Origin of the sequence: Streptomyces sp. NPDC050564 (assembly GCF_044457265.1) — a bacterium.
Classification (GTDB): Bacteria; Actinomycetota; Actinomycetes; order Streptomycetales; family Streptomycetaceae; genus Streptomyces.
Genome location: NZ_JBITGS010000023.1, coordinates 103,260 through 117,887, shown reverse-complemented (window position 1 = coordinate 117,887; position 14,628 = coordinate 103,260). Strand labels below are relative to the sequence as shown.

The window sequence follows — 14,628 nt, the reverse complement described above, 5'->3', positions numbered from 1 at the left end:
AGCTCAGCCCTTGATGCCGGTCTGCGCGATCCCCTGCACCAGCCAGCGCTGGAGGAAGAGGAACACGAACAACAGGGGCAGGATGGAAATGGCGGTCGCCATGAAGATCAGGTGGTAGTTGACGGTCTGGTTGGTCATGTACGAGGAGAGCGCGACCTGGACGGTCCAGGCGCTCGGGTCCTGGCCGATGACCAGCGGCCACAGGAAGGCGTTCCAGCCGTTGATGAACGTGATCGTCGCGATCGCGGCGAAGAAGTTCAGCGAGTTGGGTACGACGACCCGCCAGTACGCGCCCCAGTAGCCGAGCCCGTCCACGCGTGCCGCCTCCTCCAGCTCCCTCGGGAACCCGAGGAAGTACTGCCGGAAGAGGAAGCAGGTGAAACCACTGAAGAGGCCCGGAATGATGAGACCTCGGTAGCTGTCCACCCAGCCGAGGGACGAGACCAGCACGAAGCTCGGGACGAAGGTGACGGCGGCCGGCACCATCAGGGTGAACAGGACGGCGTAGAAGATCTTGTTGGCGTGCCGGTAGGGGATGCGGGCCAGGCCGTAGCCGGCCAGCGAGCACACCAGCAGAGTGCCGATGGTGTGCAGGGTGCCGACGACCAGGGAGTTCACCATCGACTGGCCGAAGTCGACCGTCGTGTCGTGGAACGGCTCGGTGATGTTGCCCCACTGGATGTCCGTGGGGAAGAACTTCCAGTTCTCGCCGGTGATGTCGGGGTCGGTGGAAAGGGCGTTGCGGACCAGCAGATAGAAGGGGACCAGGAAGAGGAAGGCGGCGATGCCGGTGCCGATGTACAGGCCGGTGGAGCTCATGACGCCGCCGCGCCCGGAGCGGCGTGGCCGGGTGGCCGACGTTCCGGTCTTTCTCATCTCGGGTGCGGTCGTGGTCACTTGGACTCGTCACCCCTTCCGAGGCCCATGATCTTGCCCTGGAACAGCGTCACGACGACGATCAGCAGCGTCAGCATGACCGCGCCCGCGCTGCCCGCGCCGTAGTCTTGGTTCTGGCCCAGGGCGGTGTAGTACAGCTCGACGAGCGGCGGCCGGCCCCAGGTGGTCTTCGACAGGAGGTTGAAGAACTCGTCGAAGGCCTGGTAAGCGGCCACGAGCAGCAGCAGGACCACGGCCGTCGAGGTCGCCCTCAGCTGGGGGAGCGTGATGTGGCGGAAGGTCTGCCAGCCCGGCTTGGCGCCATCGATCGCGGCGGCCTCGTAGAGCTCCTGCGGGATGTTCTGCAGCGCGGCCAGGAACAGGATCATGTAGAAGCCGGACTGCAGCCACAGGCGCGCGGTGAGGATGACCAGCCAGTACCAGGGCGGGTCGGGGTTGGCGAGCCAGGCGGTGTTCTCCACGCCGAACCAGCCGAGGACGGTGTTCGCCAGGCCGAAGCGGACGCCATTGAAGATGGACATCTTCCAGATCAGCGAGGCGGCGACATAGCTGCACGCGGTCGGCAGGAAGAAGACCGAGCGGAAGAAGGCGCGCATGAAGCGCAGCCGGTTCACCAGCATCGCCAGGCCCAGCGAAAGGGCCCAGGTCGTCGGCACGATGAACGCGGCGAAGACGGTGAAGGTGCCGAGGGCTCCGACGAAGTTGTTGTTGTCCAGCATGAACCGGTAGTTGTCGAACCCGACGAACTTGTCCGGTGTGACGGTGAAGCGCGCCTCGAAGAAGCTGAGCCAGATGCTCCAGCCGATGGGGACGTAGACGAAGATCACCAAGCCGATGAGGAACGGGCTGGTGAAGAGCCAGAAGTTGAAGGTGCGGCTGCCCCGCAGACCCCGCCGCGGCCGGCCCTTGGAGGCTTTGGCCGGGGCGGGGCGCGCGAGGTCGCGCGTAGTGGTCGTCGACATGTCTCGGTCCGTCCGGCGGTCTATCCGAAGAGCTTCTTGAGCTCGCGGTCGACCGTCTTGTCGGCCTTGTCGAGAGCGGCCCCCGGGTCGCCGCCCTTGCGGACGGAGTCGGCGAAGACGTCCTCGAGGGCGGTGATCATGGCCTGGGTCCAGCCGATGTTGTCGAAGTGGCCGTACTCGTTGAAGAGCTTGACGCCCTCGGCGGGCAGACCCGACTTGAGCTTGGTGGCGGACTGGGCGATGGAGGTGCGGGGCGGGATGTGGAAGCCGTACGAGGTGGCCCAGTCCTCCTGGTACTTCTTCTGATCGATCCACAGCCACTTCACGTACTCCTTGGCCAGGTCGACGTTCTCGCCCTTGGCGTTGACGAACATCGACCAACCACCGTTGTAGACAGAGGGCTTGCCGTCGTCCGTGACCTTCGGGAAGGGGAAGATCCCGATGTCGTCGCCGAGCGTCTGCTGGAACTGCGGCATCGCCCACATGCCGCAGAACTGCATGGCACACAGCCCCTGGTTGAGCGCGGAGGGGTCCCAGTAGTCAGCGGGGGCGTCGAGGAGCAGGTCGCCGCTGGTGAACAGCTTGCGCATCTTCTTGATGCCGTCGATGACGCCGTCGGTGTGGTAGGCGATCTGGTTCTTCTCGTCGAGGGTGTCGGCGCCGGCCGACCAGATCATCGGGTTGATCACTGCGTGCAGGTCGTTGCCGAGGAACAGGCCCTTGACCTTGCCCGTGGTGAGCTTGGCGGCCGCTTCGATCAGTTCGTCGAGCGTGGTCGGCACCTTCACGCCGGCCTTCTCCAGCAGCGAGGGGCGGTAGAAGAAGAACTGCGGGTCGTCGATCATCCGGACGCCGTATATCTTGCCGTCGACCGTGTGTGACTTGATGTCGGCCGGATTGAAGTCGTCCTTCACCGGGTCGATGATGTCCGTCAGGTCCGCCACCTGGCCGCTCTTGACGAGCTGGATCTGCGGGTGGAACTCGAAGAGGTCGGGCGCGTTCTTGGTGAGCAGCGTCGCGAACAGCTTGCTCTCGAAGTCGGAGCCGGTGATCCACTGCGTGGTCACGGCGGCCTTGTCGTAGGCCTTCGCGTACTTCTTGATGGCCTGCTCCGTGCCGGACTCGCCGTAGGCGTGGAAGTACTGCACCAGGCTCTTGCCCGAACTCCCGCCACCGGAGCGCCCGTTGTTGCTGCCGCACGCGGCCAGCGCGCCGGCGGCGGACAGGCCCGCGGCGGCCCGGAGTACTGATCGGCGGTCCCAGTTGCTGCTCATTGCCGACATGGTGACGTCCTTGTCTCGAGTACGGCTGCGGCTCGAATTCGCTGTGCGGTGCGGGACGTTAACCTTCGCCTAAGGCTTCGGCAAGGGGTTGGACGAAGTCTGTCCGAAGCGTTGCGCGTTGTTCGGGATGCCGGACATGAGGGAGCCGCGGGCCGCCGTATCAGCGGCCCGCACCGCTGACTCACCTTGATGCGTTACTGCTTGGACCAGGTGGTGCGCTTGGCGGGTCGCTGGCCGACCGACTGAAGTGCCCCTTCCAGGGCGAACGTCGCGGCCCCGAGGCAGACCGGATCGGTGGGAATGGGGGACAGGACGATCTCGGTGGCCGCGTACGGTCGTTTCAGCGCGTGTCGGGCGACGGCCTCGCGCACCTCGTTCAGCAGCGGTTCGCCGAGCGTGGCCGCGACCCAGCTGCTGAGCACGACCACCTCGGGGTTGAGAAGGTTGACCAGGTCGGAGATGCCGGCACCGAGGTAACGGGCGGTGTCCCGCACGACCTTGAGCGCCACCGGATCCTGCGCGGCGACGCCCTGGGCGAGCGCGTCGATCGTGGCGGTCTGGTCCTCGGGGTGCAGCAGCGTGCTGCGGGGGCTCAACTCCCGCAGATTCAGCATGATTCCGGGCGCCCCCACATACGTCTCCACACAGCCGTGGTTGCCGCAGTGGCACAGCCGCCCGTCCAGGACCAGCGTCGTATGGCCCCACTCGCCGGCGCTGTTGCTGACTCCGCGGTGCAGACCGCCGCCGAGCGCGAGCCCGGCGCCGACGCCCGTGCCCAGATTGACGACCACGGCGTCCCCGCGCCCGCGGGCCGCGCCGAACCAGAGCTCGGCCACGGCGCAGGCGCGCAGCGGATTGTCGAGATAAAGGGGGTAGGCGATGTGCTCGGCGAGCAGGTCGAGCAGCGGCACGTCGTGCCAGTCCCAGTTCGGGGCGTACTCGCAGACCCCGCCCTCGCGGTCCACCTGGCCGGGCACGCTGACGCCTACGCCGAGGACGCGCGCGCCTTCGACGCCGGCCTGCGCGACCACCGAACCGACAGCCGCCGCGACATGCCCGACGACCTGCTCCGGTCGGCTCTCGCCGGGGCGCATGTCCTCGTCGGCGCGGGCAAGCACGTTCAGCGCCAGGTCGAACAGCTCGACGCGTACATAGGTCTCCGCGATGTCGACGCCGATCAACGCGCCCCCCGCCGCGTTGACGGCGACGAGGCCCCGCGGGCGGCCACCCGCGGAGTCCTCGAAGCCGACCTCGGTCAGCATCCTCAGGTCGAGCAGCTCACCGACGAGCGTGGCGACCGTGGCCAGACTGAGCCCGGTCGCTGCCGCCAACTCCTGCCGGGAGGTGGGCGATTCGGCGATGATCTGGCGCAGCACCTCGTAGCGGTTCGCGGTGCGGATGTCGCGTGATGTGCCGCGCCTCATTGGACTCCCCCGGCCCCTCCAGGTCATGCCCGGGACCCCTCGGCCCCGGCGCCGGAAAAGGCTATGGCCTGTGAGGGAATTTCGACAAGGGGTTAGGAAAGGGGGTGGAGAAAGTCCCCCACGAAGGCGTTGGTGAACGTGCCGGCCGGGTCGAGCGACTCCACCAGCGCCCTGAACTCGCCGACCCGCGGATACCGCCCGCGCAGCACCGTCGGCGGCACCGTGAACACCTTGCCCCAGTGCGGCCGGGGATCGAACGGCTCCAGCGCCTCCTCGACCTGCCGCACCACCGGCAGTACGGCCTCGGTGTCCGCCACCCACGTGAAGTGCAGCGCCACCGTATCCCGCCCGTACGCAGGGCTCAGCCACTGGCCATCGGCGGCCACGGTCCGCACCTCGCAGATCTGCAACACGGGCGCGATGGTCCCGCGGATCGCGTCGAGGGCATGCAGCGCGGCCGTGGCGTCCGAGAGCGGCAGCAGATACTCGGACTGCAGCTCGGCCCCGCTGCTCGGGGTGAACTCGGCCCGGAAATGCGGGAGCCGCTCGTGCCAGGGGCCCGGGACGCCGCACTGCTCGGTGCAGTTCCGCGCGGGCATCCCCGGCACCGGGTGCATCGCCTCGGTCGCCGGCGCGGCCCACGGGAAGTCCGGCAGCGGCTGGTCGGTGCGCCGCTTGAGCCACACCTGACGAAAGCCCGGCCGTCCCCAGTCGGTGAACAGACTCACACTGTACGCCGTCGCCGCGACCGTCTCGAAGTCCAGTCCCGCCAGGGGGAGTTCGGTGAAGACGTGCTGGCTCACCTCGAACTCCGGCTCCAGGTCCAGGGTGAGCGCGGTGACGACACCGAGCGCGCCCAGCGAGGTCACGGCTCCGTCGAAGCGCTTCTCGCCCCGGCCGATCGTCACGATCGAGCCGTCCGCGGTGACGAGCTCCACCTCCCGTACGGCGGAGGCGAGTGAACCGTTCGTCACCCCCGAGCCATGCGTGCCGGTCGCCACCGAGCCGGCCACGGAGATGTGCGGGAGGGACGCCATGTTGTGGAGCGCGAACCCGTGCTCGTGCACCCGGCGGGCGAGTTCGGCGTACCGGACGCCGCCGGAGACCCGTACCGTACGGGCCGCCGTGTCGACGTCCACGGCGGGTGGCAGACCGGTCAGGGAGAGCAGTACACCGTCGGCGCCCGGCTCGGCGATCTCGTTGAAGGAGTGGCCGCTGCCCAGCACCCGCACCCGGGCGCTGTCCGCGACCAGTGCTCGGAGCGCTTCGAGCGAGTGCGGCCGGTGCAGTTCCTTGGCCGTGTACGTGATGTTGCCGGCCCAGTTGGTCAGGGTCTCTGTCATCCCTGTCGTCCCTCCCCGGGAAGTCGCCGTCCGCGGCCGGTTTTCGACGGCCACCGGGGGACGGTACCTCGCCGGGAGGTCCACCCCGCCGGCCCGTCCATTGACCCTCTCACATGGCCACTCCCACGGTGGAGAGCGGTTACTGTCGCCGACGTCACCAAGTCGGAAGGTCATCTCCTTGCCCGAGCGCGTAATGAGGTCGCTCGGCTGGGTCTGACGGTGGTGGAAGAGGTCGAACGGCTGGTGGTGGGGCGAGAGTTGGAGTTTCGGGTTGACGGGGACGGGTTGGAGCGGGCTGCGTGAGGAGGGAATTCGCCCCCGCCGCCCCTGCCCGTTCCCGACCTCGGGGGCTGCGCCGGCCTCGGGGGCTGCGCCGACCTCGGGGGGTGCGCCCACCTTGGGGGGGCCGAGCCCCCAAGCTCCCGATCGGTCTTGACGGCCTTGTCCTCAAGTACCGGACGGGCTGAAAGACGATGCCGTGATGGTCGTCACGAAACCGTCCGCGTCGTCCAGCCACGGGAAGTGTCCCGCCCCGGGCTGGATGACCAGTTCGGAGCGCGGGAACAGCTCGGCGAGTTCGGCCACGGCGCGCGGAGGGGAATTCAGGTCGACCTCGCCGGCCAGTACGAGGACCGGTGACGCGAACCGGGCGAGCGCGGCACGGGTGGTGTCCGGAGTGAACGCGCCCTCGGAGCCGTAGACGGCCGCGGCCTCCATGTTCTTGTGCCCGTCCTCGGCGGCCCGATGCGTGCGAGCCGTCTCGTCCCAGCGGCCGTACCAGAAGGGGGCGATGGCCTCGAAGGAGTCGGCCGTCGCCTTGCCGGCGACGATCGCTTCCAGGGCTGCGAAGGCCGCCGGGAACCACGGCTGATCCCGGCGGAGCAGTGCCGTCTCGCGCCGGACCTCAGGTGTGATCGTGATGCCGACGGCGTACACGCTCGGCGTGATCAGCGCGAGTCTGCCGATTCGTTCGGGACGGCGTGCCGCATACAGCACGGCCAGATTCGTACCGCCGGAATGTGCGAGCAGGTCCATCCGGTCGAGGCCCAGGTGCTCGCGCAGAGCATCCACGTCGTCGACGAGCCGGTCGCAGCGGTAGGAGGCGGGGTCCTCCGGTGTCGCCGACCCGCCGGTTCCCCGAAGGTCCAGCATGATCAGCTGCCGGTGCGCTGAGAGGCCACCGAGGTCGCCGAGGTACGCGGAGTCCTGCATCGGTCCGCCGGGAAGGCAGATCACCGGAGGACCGTCGCCGCACACGTGGTACGCCAGCTCGGTCCCGTCGTGCGCGGAGAAGGTGGGCATGGCCACGACTTTGTCAGGGGCGTTCGGGCGGAGCAACAGAGTTCTCCAGCGCCCTCCCCATCCCAGGAGCACGGTGGCGGGCATGGTGGAAGAAGCGCCGACCGGATTGCGGATTTCGTCGTTCGAGCGATTTGATGTCACTGATTCAGCAAATTCATAGATCATTGGCTTGTGATATCGATAGCGTCCGGTCCATGACGTACGGACCTCTTCCCGAAACCGACCTCACCCGCCACCGTCGTCTCCGCGAGCAGGGCAGCCTGGATCGTGCCGACCTGGACGCGATCCTCGACGCGGGATTCATCTGCCACCTCGGCGTGATCGTCGCAGGGCGGCCGTTGGTGGTGCCGACCGTGTACGGGCGGGACGAGCAGCAGCTGTACGTGCACGGGTCGGTGGCCAGCCGGAGTCTCGCGGCCGGTGCTCCGGTGTGTGTCACCGTCACGCATGTCGACGGGCTCGTGCTGGCCCGCTCGGTGTTCGAGCACGGAGTGAACTACCGCAGCGCGATGATCCACGGCGTACCCCGCAAGGTGACCGACCCGGACGAGAAGACCGACGGCCTGCGGCGGCTCACCGAGCACGCCACGCCCGGCCAGTGGGACTACGCACGGGCGCCCAGCCGCAAGGAGCTGGCCGCGACGACCCTGCTCGCGCTGTCCCTCGAAGAGGCCTCGGTGAAGATCCGCACCGGCGCCCCGGACGATGGCGACGGGCCGGACGGCGAGCTCGGTCTGTGGGCCGGAACCCTGCCGCTGACCTCGACCTGGGGCGCGCCCGAGGCAGACCCGCTGCTGCCGCCGGACATGGCCCCGCCGGCGCACATCGTGCGGCGCGAGGGGACCCGGCAGGGCTGATGTCCGAGCAGGGGCATAACGTGAGGAGTCGAGCACGGCAGACGAAGCAGGTCGGGAGCGAGGAGAACGGGATGGGCAGCCGCACCGCGCTGGTCGAGGATCTGATGGAGCGGTTCCCGCACGTGCCGCGGGAAGCCGTCTTCAAAGAGGACCTGCTCCGCGGGGGTGTGGCCTTCGACGCCTCCGCCCTCAGTGACAACGAGAGCGGTGAGGTCAAGCCGAAGTCGTACTTCATCTTCTCCTTCGACCACGGCACCCTGCCCGAGCTGGGCGAGGCCGCGCTGCGGCGCCCGCCCGAGGAGATCATCCTCACGGGCGGCCCGTACGACCTGCGGCGGACCGTGGTGTCCGTACGCGTCAACCCGTCCTCGCCGTATCGCGTGGCCGCCGACGAGGACGGCGTGCTCGGGCTCTACCTCGACGGGAAGCGGATCTCGGACGTCGGGGTGCCCCCGATGCCCGAGTACTACCGGCACACCCTGTCCAACGGGAAGTCCGTGATGGAGGTGGCCCCGACGATCCAGTGGGGGTACCTCATCTACCTCACCGTCTTCCGGGTCTGCCAGTACTTCGGCGCCAAGGAGGAGTGCCAGTACTGCGACATCAACCACAACTGGCGCCAGCACAAGGCGGCGGGCCGCCCGTACACCGGTGTGAAGGACGTCGAAGAGGTCCTGGAAGCGCTCGAGATCATCGATCGGTACGACACCGCCAAGGCGTCCACCGCCTACACGCTCACCGGCGGCGCGATCACCAAGACGGTTGCCGGACGCGACGAGGCCGACTTCTACGGGCACTACGCCAAGGCCATCGAGGAGCGCTTCCCCGGGCGGTGGATCGGCAAGGTCGTCGCCCAGGCGCTGCCACGCGACGACGTCCAGCGCTTCAAGGACTACGGGGTGCAGATCTACCACCCCAACTACGAAGTGTGGGACCGGCGTCTCTTCGAGCTGTACTGCCCGGGCAAGGAGCGCTACGTGGGCCGCGACGAGTGGCACAAGCGCATCCTCGACTCGGCGGAGATCTTCGGCGCGCGCAATGTGATCCCCAACTTCGTGGCGGGCGTGGAGATGGCCGAGCCGTTCGGCTTCACCACCGTCGACGAGGCCATCGCCTCGACGACCGAGGGGCTGCGCTTCTTCATGTCGCACGGCATCACGCCCCGCTTCACCACGTGGTGCCCGGAGCCGACGACTCCGCTCGGCAAGGCCAACCCGCAGGGCGCGCCGCTGGAGTACCACATCCGTCTCCTGGAGGCGTACCGCTCCACGATGGAGGACTTCGGCCTCTCCTCCCCGCCCGGATACGGCCCGCCCGGACCGGGGAACGCGGTCTTCTCCGTCAGCTCCTTCATGGACAGTCTTCCCGCACAGGAGCCGTCCCAGGTGTGATCCGTTCCTCGCCGCCTCAGGCGGCGCAGGACGATGGGGGGTACCTCCCCGCTCGAGCGATTCCCGCCTGCCCCGCCGCCCTCGGGGTGGACGGCGGTGCCGCGTCCGCGAGGCCCGCATCCCGGCCCCAGGTCCAGGTCCAGGTCCGCGGGCGGGCAGGGGACGCTCGCCACCCCGGCCCCCGGTCCCCGTCCGCGGGCGAGCAGAGGACGCTCGCCACGGTGGACGGGGATCGATACGTTCTGGCCTTCCTTCCGTATAACACTCGGGATGCCCGGGGCCCGGGCTGCCGGGTCGTGGCCGCCGAGCGGAAGGGCCGGTAGAGACCGCCAGAGGGCGGGACGGATTCGGTTGCAGCGCACCACCGGGTGCGATGCAACCGCTTGCCCCATCATTTGAATACGTCGCTTGTCAGTTGTGCGGAAACCGTGAAAGGCTCGGGCCCCGTCGTGAGAACGGAGCCCAACTCCCGCGTCCCATAACCGAGTTGGGCGTTGCATGAGTTTGCACATGGAAGCAGCGGATGCAGGAGCCCCCCATGCCTGACCTGCCGACCCCTCAGGACGCCGCCGAGGCCGCGCGGTTCTCGGAGTGCTGGGACGCGGTTCTGTCGTACGCCGATCTGTGCACGTCCGGTTCCGACGCGGCCACCCAGCTGGCCACCGAGGCGTTCACCCACGGCATCCGCGAGGCGCGCGCCGTCGGTTCGGGACCGAAGAGTACCGGCCGCCGGGCGCTGCGGCTGCCCCGGATTCCCTTGCTGCTGACGTCGGTTCGGACCACGGCCGCCGTCTGGGAGGCGCATGGGCAGGGCCACCGGCTCGACCCCGACCTGAGGCTGTGGCTCAACTCCGAGAAGGCCGGCCGCTACACCGGCCCGCCGCTGCACCGCCCGCTCGCGCTGCGCGGCCTGAGGGACCTGCAGGAACCGGACGCGGCACTGCTGTGGCTCGCCGAGGTCGAGTCGCTGCCGCTGCCCGCGGTGGCCCGGCGGCTCGGCCTCGACCCTGCGGCCGCGGCCGAAGAACTCGCCCAGGTGCGGGCGCTGTTCAGGGACCGATGCCATCGCAACCACCTCGACACGCCGATGGACGCCAACTGCCGCAGCTACGCTCGGCTCCTCGACGCGGTCACCCGCTCGCCCGGCGCCGAGACGCCCGAGGATCTCTCCCGGCATCTCGCCCGGTGCGTCGACTGCGCGGAAGCGGCTGCCTGTCTGCGGCTGCACGGCGGCGGGCTGCCCGCGGCGCTCGCGGGCGGGGTGATCGGCTGGGGCGGCCTCGCCTATCTGGAGCGACGGCACCGGGCCGCCGAGGCGGGTCTTGCGGGCGGGCGTACGGACGCGGCCGTGGACACGGGTCTTGCCGAGGGCAAGGTGGCGGCACCCCGGATCGGCCGGACCGGGCTCCTGGTCGCGGCCGTCATCGTGTCGGCGCTGGCGCTCACGGTCTCGCTGATGCCGTTCGACGGTTCCAAGGACGGGGGCGCCGCCGCGCGCGGCGACTCGGCGGACCGGCAGCCCGTGGCGGACCCGGGCGTCTCGTCGCCCGCGGCCACCACGCGTCCCGCGGGCTCCCTGGTCTCCCCCCAACCGTCGGACTCGACGACCGACACCGAGACGAATCCCGACCCAGAACCCCAGGGCACGTCCACGTCTCCCGCCGAGACGCCCCACACGCCCACGCACCCCACAAAGAGCGCATCGTCGTCCTGCAAGGTGAAGTACGAGATCGTCAATCAATGGCCGGACGGCTTCCAGGCCACCGTCACCGTCACCTCCGCCAAGGCCCTCGGCACCTGGCAGATCGCATGGACCTTCCATGACGGCCAACGCGTCACCCAGATGTGGGACGGCACCTTCACCCAACACGACTCCCACGTGACCGCCACCGCCGCCGACTACAACAAGTCGGTCGCCGCGGGGGGCACTTTCGCGGTCGGTTTCCTCGCCTCCTGGCGGGACGGGAACTCGGTGCCTGGGGGCTTCACGCTGAACGGCGGGAGTTGTACGAGCGTGGAGTGAGCGTGCTCGGCCACGCTCGTTCGCGGGGGCACCGGCTGTCCGAGCGGCATCGCGCGGATCGACGGTTAAAACCGATGGCGCCGGAATGCGGACGCCTCTAGGCTGACGTCCGCTTCACGCAGTGGCTGTTGGCCGCTGCCGGCTGCCGAATGAGAAACGGGAGGTGTGACCGATGGCTGTCTCTGTGATGGGCGCTGCCCGCAACCAGAAGTTCATCCACTCCACCTCCGTGGTCTCCGGCTGATCCTTCCTGCTTCTTCGCGCCTTTGAGTGCGCGCGGCCGGGGCCCCCTGTGAAGGGTTCCCCTTGAATCTCTCTTCTCTTTCGGCTTCTTCCGCTTCGTCGCACCCTCTGGCCCCGTACGGCTGGGACGAGGGATGGGAAGCGGAGTTCGCTCCATACGCCGAGCAGGGTCTCCTGCCCGGCCGTGTCGTACGTGTCGACCGCGGCCAGTGCGACGTTGTCACCCCCGTCGGCACCGTCCGTGCCGACACCGAGTTCGTTGTCCCGCGTGACCCGATGAAGGTGGTGTGCACGGGGGACTGGGTCGCCGTCGACCCCGAAGGCAGCGACCCGCGGTACGTGCGGACACTGCTGCCACGCCGTACCGCCTTCGTGCGCTCGACGTCGTCCAAGCGGTCCGAGGGCCAGGTGCTGGCCACCAACATCGATCACGTCGTCATCTGTGTGTCGCTCGCGGCCGAACTGGACCTCGGGCGGATCGAGCGGTTCCTGGCGCTGGCCATGTCCTGTTCGAGTGGTGAGGCCCTGCTGCATGAGTCGGCAGTCTCCCGGGAGTCCGGCGCACACCCCGTGGTCGTCCTCACCAAGGCCGACCTCGTGCCGGACGCGGCGACGCTGGGGCATCTCGTCCAGGACGTCGAGTCGACGGCGCCGGGTGTGCCGGTGCTGGCGGTCAGCTCCACGACGAGTGCGGGCCTCGATGTCCTGGAGGCCGTCCTCGCCGGCGGTACCTCGGTCCTCCTCGGCCAGTCCGGAGCGGGGAAGTCGACCCTCGCGAACACGCTGCTCGGCGAGGACGCCATGGATGTGCAGGCCACGCGTGACATGGACGGCAAGGGCCGGCACACCACGACGACCCGCAACCTCCTCGTCCTGCCGGGCGGGGGCATCCTCATCGACACGCCGGGACTACGGGGCGTCGGCCTCTGGGACGCCGAGAGCGGTGTCGGTCAGGTCTTCGCCGAGATCGAGGAACTGGCCGCGCAGTGTCGCTTCCAGGACTGTGCGCATGGTGCCGAGCCCGGCTGCGCCGTGCTCGCCGCCGTGGACTCCGGCGCCCTTCCCGTACGCCGTATCGACAGCTATCGCAAGCTGCTGCGCGAGAACCAGCGGATCGTCGCCAAGACGGACGCGCGGCTGCGGGCCGAGATCCGACGGGACTGGAAGCGGAAGGGGGCGGAGGGACGGGCTGCCATGGAGGCCAAGCGGGGGCGTTGGCAGTAGCCCGGGGCCGAGGCGGATTTGGTTCGCGCGCAGTTCCCCGCGCCCCTTCAAGGGCGCGGGGAACTGCGCGACACGCCCCCACCGGCCCGCACCGAAAGAACAACCCTGGGGGTCCGGGGGCGAAGCCCCCCAGGTACGGGACGGGTAAGGACGGCGGGGGCCGAGGAAACCCAACGCCATGTCCGATTTCCGCCAGCCCCGTCGCTCGCGAGCCCCCACACTGGAAGGGTGATCGACGAAGACGCCAGGTATGAGGACACCAGGTACGAGGCGGTGCGGAGTCGGGATGCCCGGTTCGACGGGGAGTTCTTCTTCGCTGTCGAGACCACCGGGATCTATTGCCGGCCCAGCTGCCCCGCGGTGACGCCGAAGCGGCGGAATGTGCGGTTCTACGCGACGGCCGCCGCGGCGCAGAGCTCGGGGTTCCGGGCGTGCCGCAGGTGCCGGCCGGACGCCGTGCCGGGGTCCGCGGAATGGAATGTACGGGCCGACGTGGTCGGGCGGGCCATGCGCCTGATCGGCGACGGGGTGGTTGACCGCGAGGGTGTCGGAGGCCTCGCGGTCCGCCTGGGATACAGCGCCCGCCAGGTGCAGCGGCAGCTCACCGCGGAGGTCGGCGCGGGCCCCGTCGCACTGGCCCGCGCCCAGCGCGCCCACACCGCGCGGGTACTGCTCCAGACCACCGACCTCCCGGTCACGCAGATCGCGTTCGCCGCCGGGTTCGCCAGTGTGCGCCAGTTCAACGACACGATCCGCGCGGTGTACGCCTCGACACCGAGCGAGCTGCGTGCCGCCGCCCCGCGCACCGCCTCCGCCGCCCGGCGTGCGGCCACGCCCACCGCCGGGATCCCCATCCGCCTCGCCCACCGGGGGCCGTACCAGTCCACCGCCGTCTTCGACCTCCTCGCCGGCGAGGCGATCGCCGGGATCGAGGACGTCAGCGGCACCCGTGGCCGACGCACGTACCGGCGCACACTCCGGCTCCCGTACGGCACGGGAATCGTCGCGGTCGACGAGCGGCCGGGCGGAAGCCGGGGCCGCAGTGCTCCCAGCGACGGCGCCCACCCCGGCGGCTGGCTCGACGCCCGTCTCCACCTCACCGATCTCCGTGATCTCACCACCGCCGTCCAGCGGTTGCGCAGGCTGTTCGACCTCGATGCCGATCCGTATGCCGTCGACGAGCGGCTGGCAGCCGACGCGCGGCTCGGACCGTTGGTCGCCGCGCGTCCGGGCCTGCGTTCGCCGGGCGCCGCCGACCCCGACGAACTGGCGGTGCGCGCGCTGGTGGGGACGGCGAAGGCCGAGCGGCTGGTCGGGCGGTACGGGAAGGCGCTGGACGCTCCGTGCGGCACGCTCACCCATGTGTTCCCGGAACCGGCCGTCCTCGCGGAGGCCGGGCCGGACGGAACCCTCGGTGCCCTGGCCACCGCCCTCGCCGACGGCACCCTGCGGCTGGACGCGGGCGCCGACCGTGACGACGCGCAGGGGACGCTGCTCGCGCTGCCGGGTCTGGACGAATCCACCGTCGCCGTCATCCGTGCCCGTGCCCTCGGCGACCCCGACGTGGCCCCGCCCGGCGAGGATGTTCCGGATGCCTGGCGCCCCTGGCGTTCCTACGCCGTGCAACACCTCAGGGTCGAAGGCGAGTTGGCGCGGCACCGGGTGAACTGACCAGTGCC

11 protein-coding genes are annotated in these 14,628 nt (G+C 69.6%); 5 read left to right on the top strand and 6 right to left on the bottom strand.

Annotation, left to right across the window (positions count from 1 at the left end; genetic code table 11):
• Nucleotides 1-3: 3 nt before the first annotated feature.
• The 6 genes from ACIBK0_RS32305 to ACIBK0_RS32280 all read right to left on the bottom strand — a co-directional run bounded on the left by ACIBK0_RS32305 (nt 4) and on the right by ACIBK0_RS32280 (nt 7,211).
• A complete protein-coding gene (locus ACIBK0_RS32305) occupies nt 4-897 on the bottom strand; it encodes a carbohydrate ABC transporter permease (RefSeq protein WP_399087689.1) in 894 nt (297 codons plus the stop codon).
• Nucleotides 894-1,859 (bottom strand): carbohydrate ABC transporter permease, encoded by a 966-nt coding sequence (locus ACIBK0_RS32300; protein WP_399087687.1) that lies wholly within the window; start codon nt 1,857-1,859, stop codon nt 894-896. The genes ACIBK0_RS32305 and ACIBK0_RS32300 overlap by 4 nt, the downstream gene beginning before the upstream one ends.
• Nucleotides 1,860-1,879: 20 nt before the next feature.
• Nucleotides 1,880-3,142 (bottom strand): ABC transporter substrate-binding protein, encoded by a 1,263-nt coding sequence (locus ACIBK0_RS32295; RefSeq protein ID WP_399087685.1) that lies wholly within the window; start codon nt 3,140-3,142, stop codon nt 1,880-1,882.
• 194 nt (nt 3,143-3,336) lie between these two features.
• Complete coding sequence (locus ACIBK0_RS32290) at nt 3,337-4,566, bottom strand: ROK family transcriptional regulator (protein ID WP_399087683.1); 1,230 nt, start codon at nt 4,564-4,566, stop codon at nt 3,337-3,339.
• Nucleotides 4,567-4,658: 92 nt separating this feature from the next.
• Nucleotides 4,659-5,909, bottom strand: a complete 1,251-nt coding sequence (locus tag ACIBK0_RS32285; RefSeq protein WP_399087681.1) for an FAD-binding protein — start codon at nt 5,907-5,909, stop codon at nt 4,659-4,661.
• A 447-nt stretch (nt 5,910-6,356) separates the two neighbouring features.
• A complete protein-coding gene (locus ACIBK0_RS32280) occupies nt 6,357-7,211 on the bottom strand; it encodes an alpha/beta fold hydrolase (RefSeq protein ID WP_399087679.1) in 855 nt (284 codons plus the stop codon).
• A gap of 194 nt (nt 7,212-7,405) precedes the next feature.
• On the opposite strand from ACIBK0_RS32280, the gene ACIBK0_RS32275 reads away from it, so the two are divergent.
• The 5 genes from ACIBK0_RS32275 (at nt 7,406) to ACIBK0_RS32255 (ending at nt 14,620) form a co-directional block, all read left to right on the top strand.
• Nucleotides 7,406-8,068 carry a pyridoxamine 5'-phosphate oxidase family protein gene (locus tag ACIBK0_RS32275; RefSeq protein ID WP_399087677.1) on the top strand — a complete coding sequence of 221 codons (663 nt, stop codon included), beginning with the start codon at nt 7,406-7,408 and terminating at the stop codon, nt 8,066-8,068.
• A gap of 71 nt (nt 8,069-8,139) precedes the next feature.
• Nucleotides 8,140-9,459: a radical SAM protein gene (locus ACIBK0_RS32270; protein ID WP_399087675.1), complete on the top strand. Its 1,320-nt coding sequence runs from the start codon at nt 8,140-8,142 to the stop codon at nt 9,457-9,459.
• Between the two features lie 538 nt (nt 9,460-9,997).
• Complete coding sequence (locus ACIBK0_RS32265) at nt 9,998-11,482, top strand: cellulose binding domain-containing protein (RefSeq protein ID WP_399087673.1); 1,485 nt, start codon at nt 9,998-10,000, stop codon at nt 11,480-11,482.
• A gap of 306 nt (nt 11,483-11,788) precedes the next feature.
• On the top strand, nt 11,789-12,949 hold the full coding sequence (rsgA, locus tag ACIBK0_RS32260; RefSeq protein WP_399087671.1) for a ribosome small subunit-dependent GTPase A: 1,161 nt from the start codon (nt 11,789-11,791) through the stop codon (nt 12,947-12,949).
• A gap of 228 nt (nt 12,950-13,177) precedes the next feature.
• On the top strand, nt 13,178-14,620 hold the full coding sequence (locus ACIBK0_RS32255; RefSeq protein ID WP_399087669.1) for a DNA-3-methyladenine glycosylase 2 family protein: 1,443 nt from the start codon (nt 13,178-13,180) through the stop codon (nt 14,618-14,620).
• Nucleotides 14,621-14,628 lie beyond the last annotated feature (8 nt).

Excerpts from the sequence above, each read along its gene's own strand:
- ACIBK0_RS32300 (WP_399087687.1), bottom strand. The coding sequence starts at position 1,859 with ATGTCGACGACCACTACGCGCGACCTCGCGCGCCCCGCCCCGGCCAAA.
- ACIBK0_RS32295 (WP_399087685.1), bottom strand. The coding sequence starts at position 3,142 with ATGTCGGCAATGAGCAGCAACTGGGACCGCCGATCAGTACTCCGGGCC.
- ACIBK0_RS32290 (WP_399087683.1), bottom strand. The coding sequence starts at position 4,566 with ATGAGGCGCGGCACATCACGCGACATCCGCACCGCGAACCGCTACGAG.
- ACIBK0_RS32285 (WP_399087681.1), bottom strand. The coding sequence starts at position 5,909 with ATGACAGAGACCCTGACCAACTGGGCCGGCAACATCACGTACACGGCC.
- ACIBK0_RS32280 (WP_399087679.1), bottom strand. The coding sequence starts at position 7,211 with ATGCCCACCTTCTCCGCGCACGACGGGACCGAGCTGGCGTACCACGTG.
- ACIBK0_RS32275 (WP_399087677.1), top strand. The coding sequence starts at position 7,406 with ATGACGTACGGACCTCTTCCCGAAACCGACCTCACCCGCCACCGTCGT.
- ACIBK0_RS32270 (WP_399087675.1), top strand. The coding sequence starts at position 8,140 with ATGGGCAGCCGCACCGCGCTGGTCGAGGATCTGATGGAGCGGTTCCCG.
- ACIBK0_RS32265 (WP_399087673.1), top strand. The coding sequence starts at position 9,998 with ATGCCTGACCTGCCGACCCCTCAGGACGCCGCCGAGGCCGCGCGGTTC.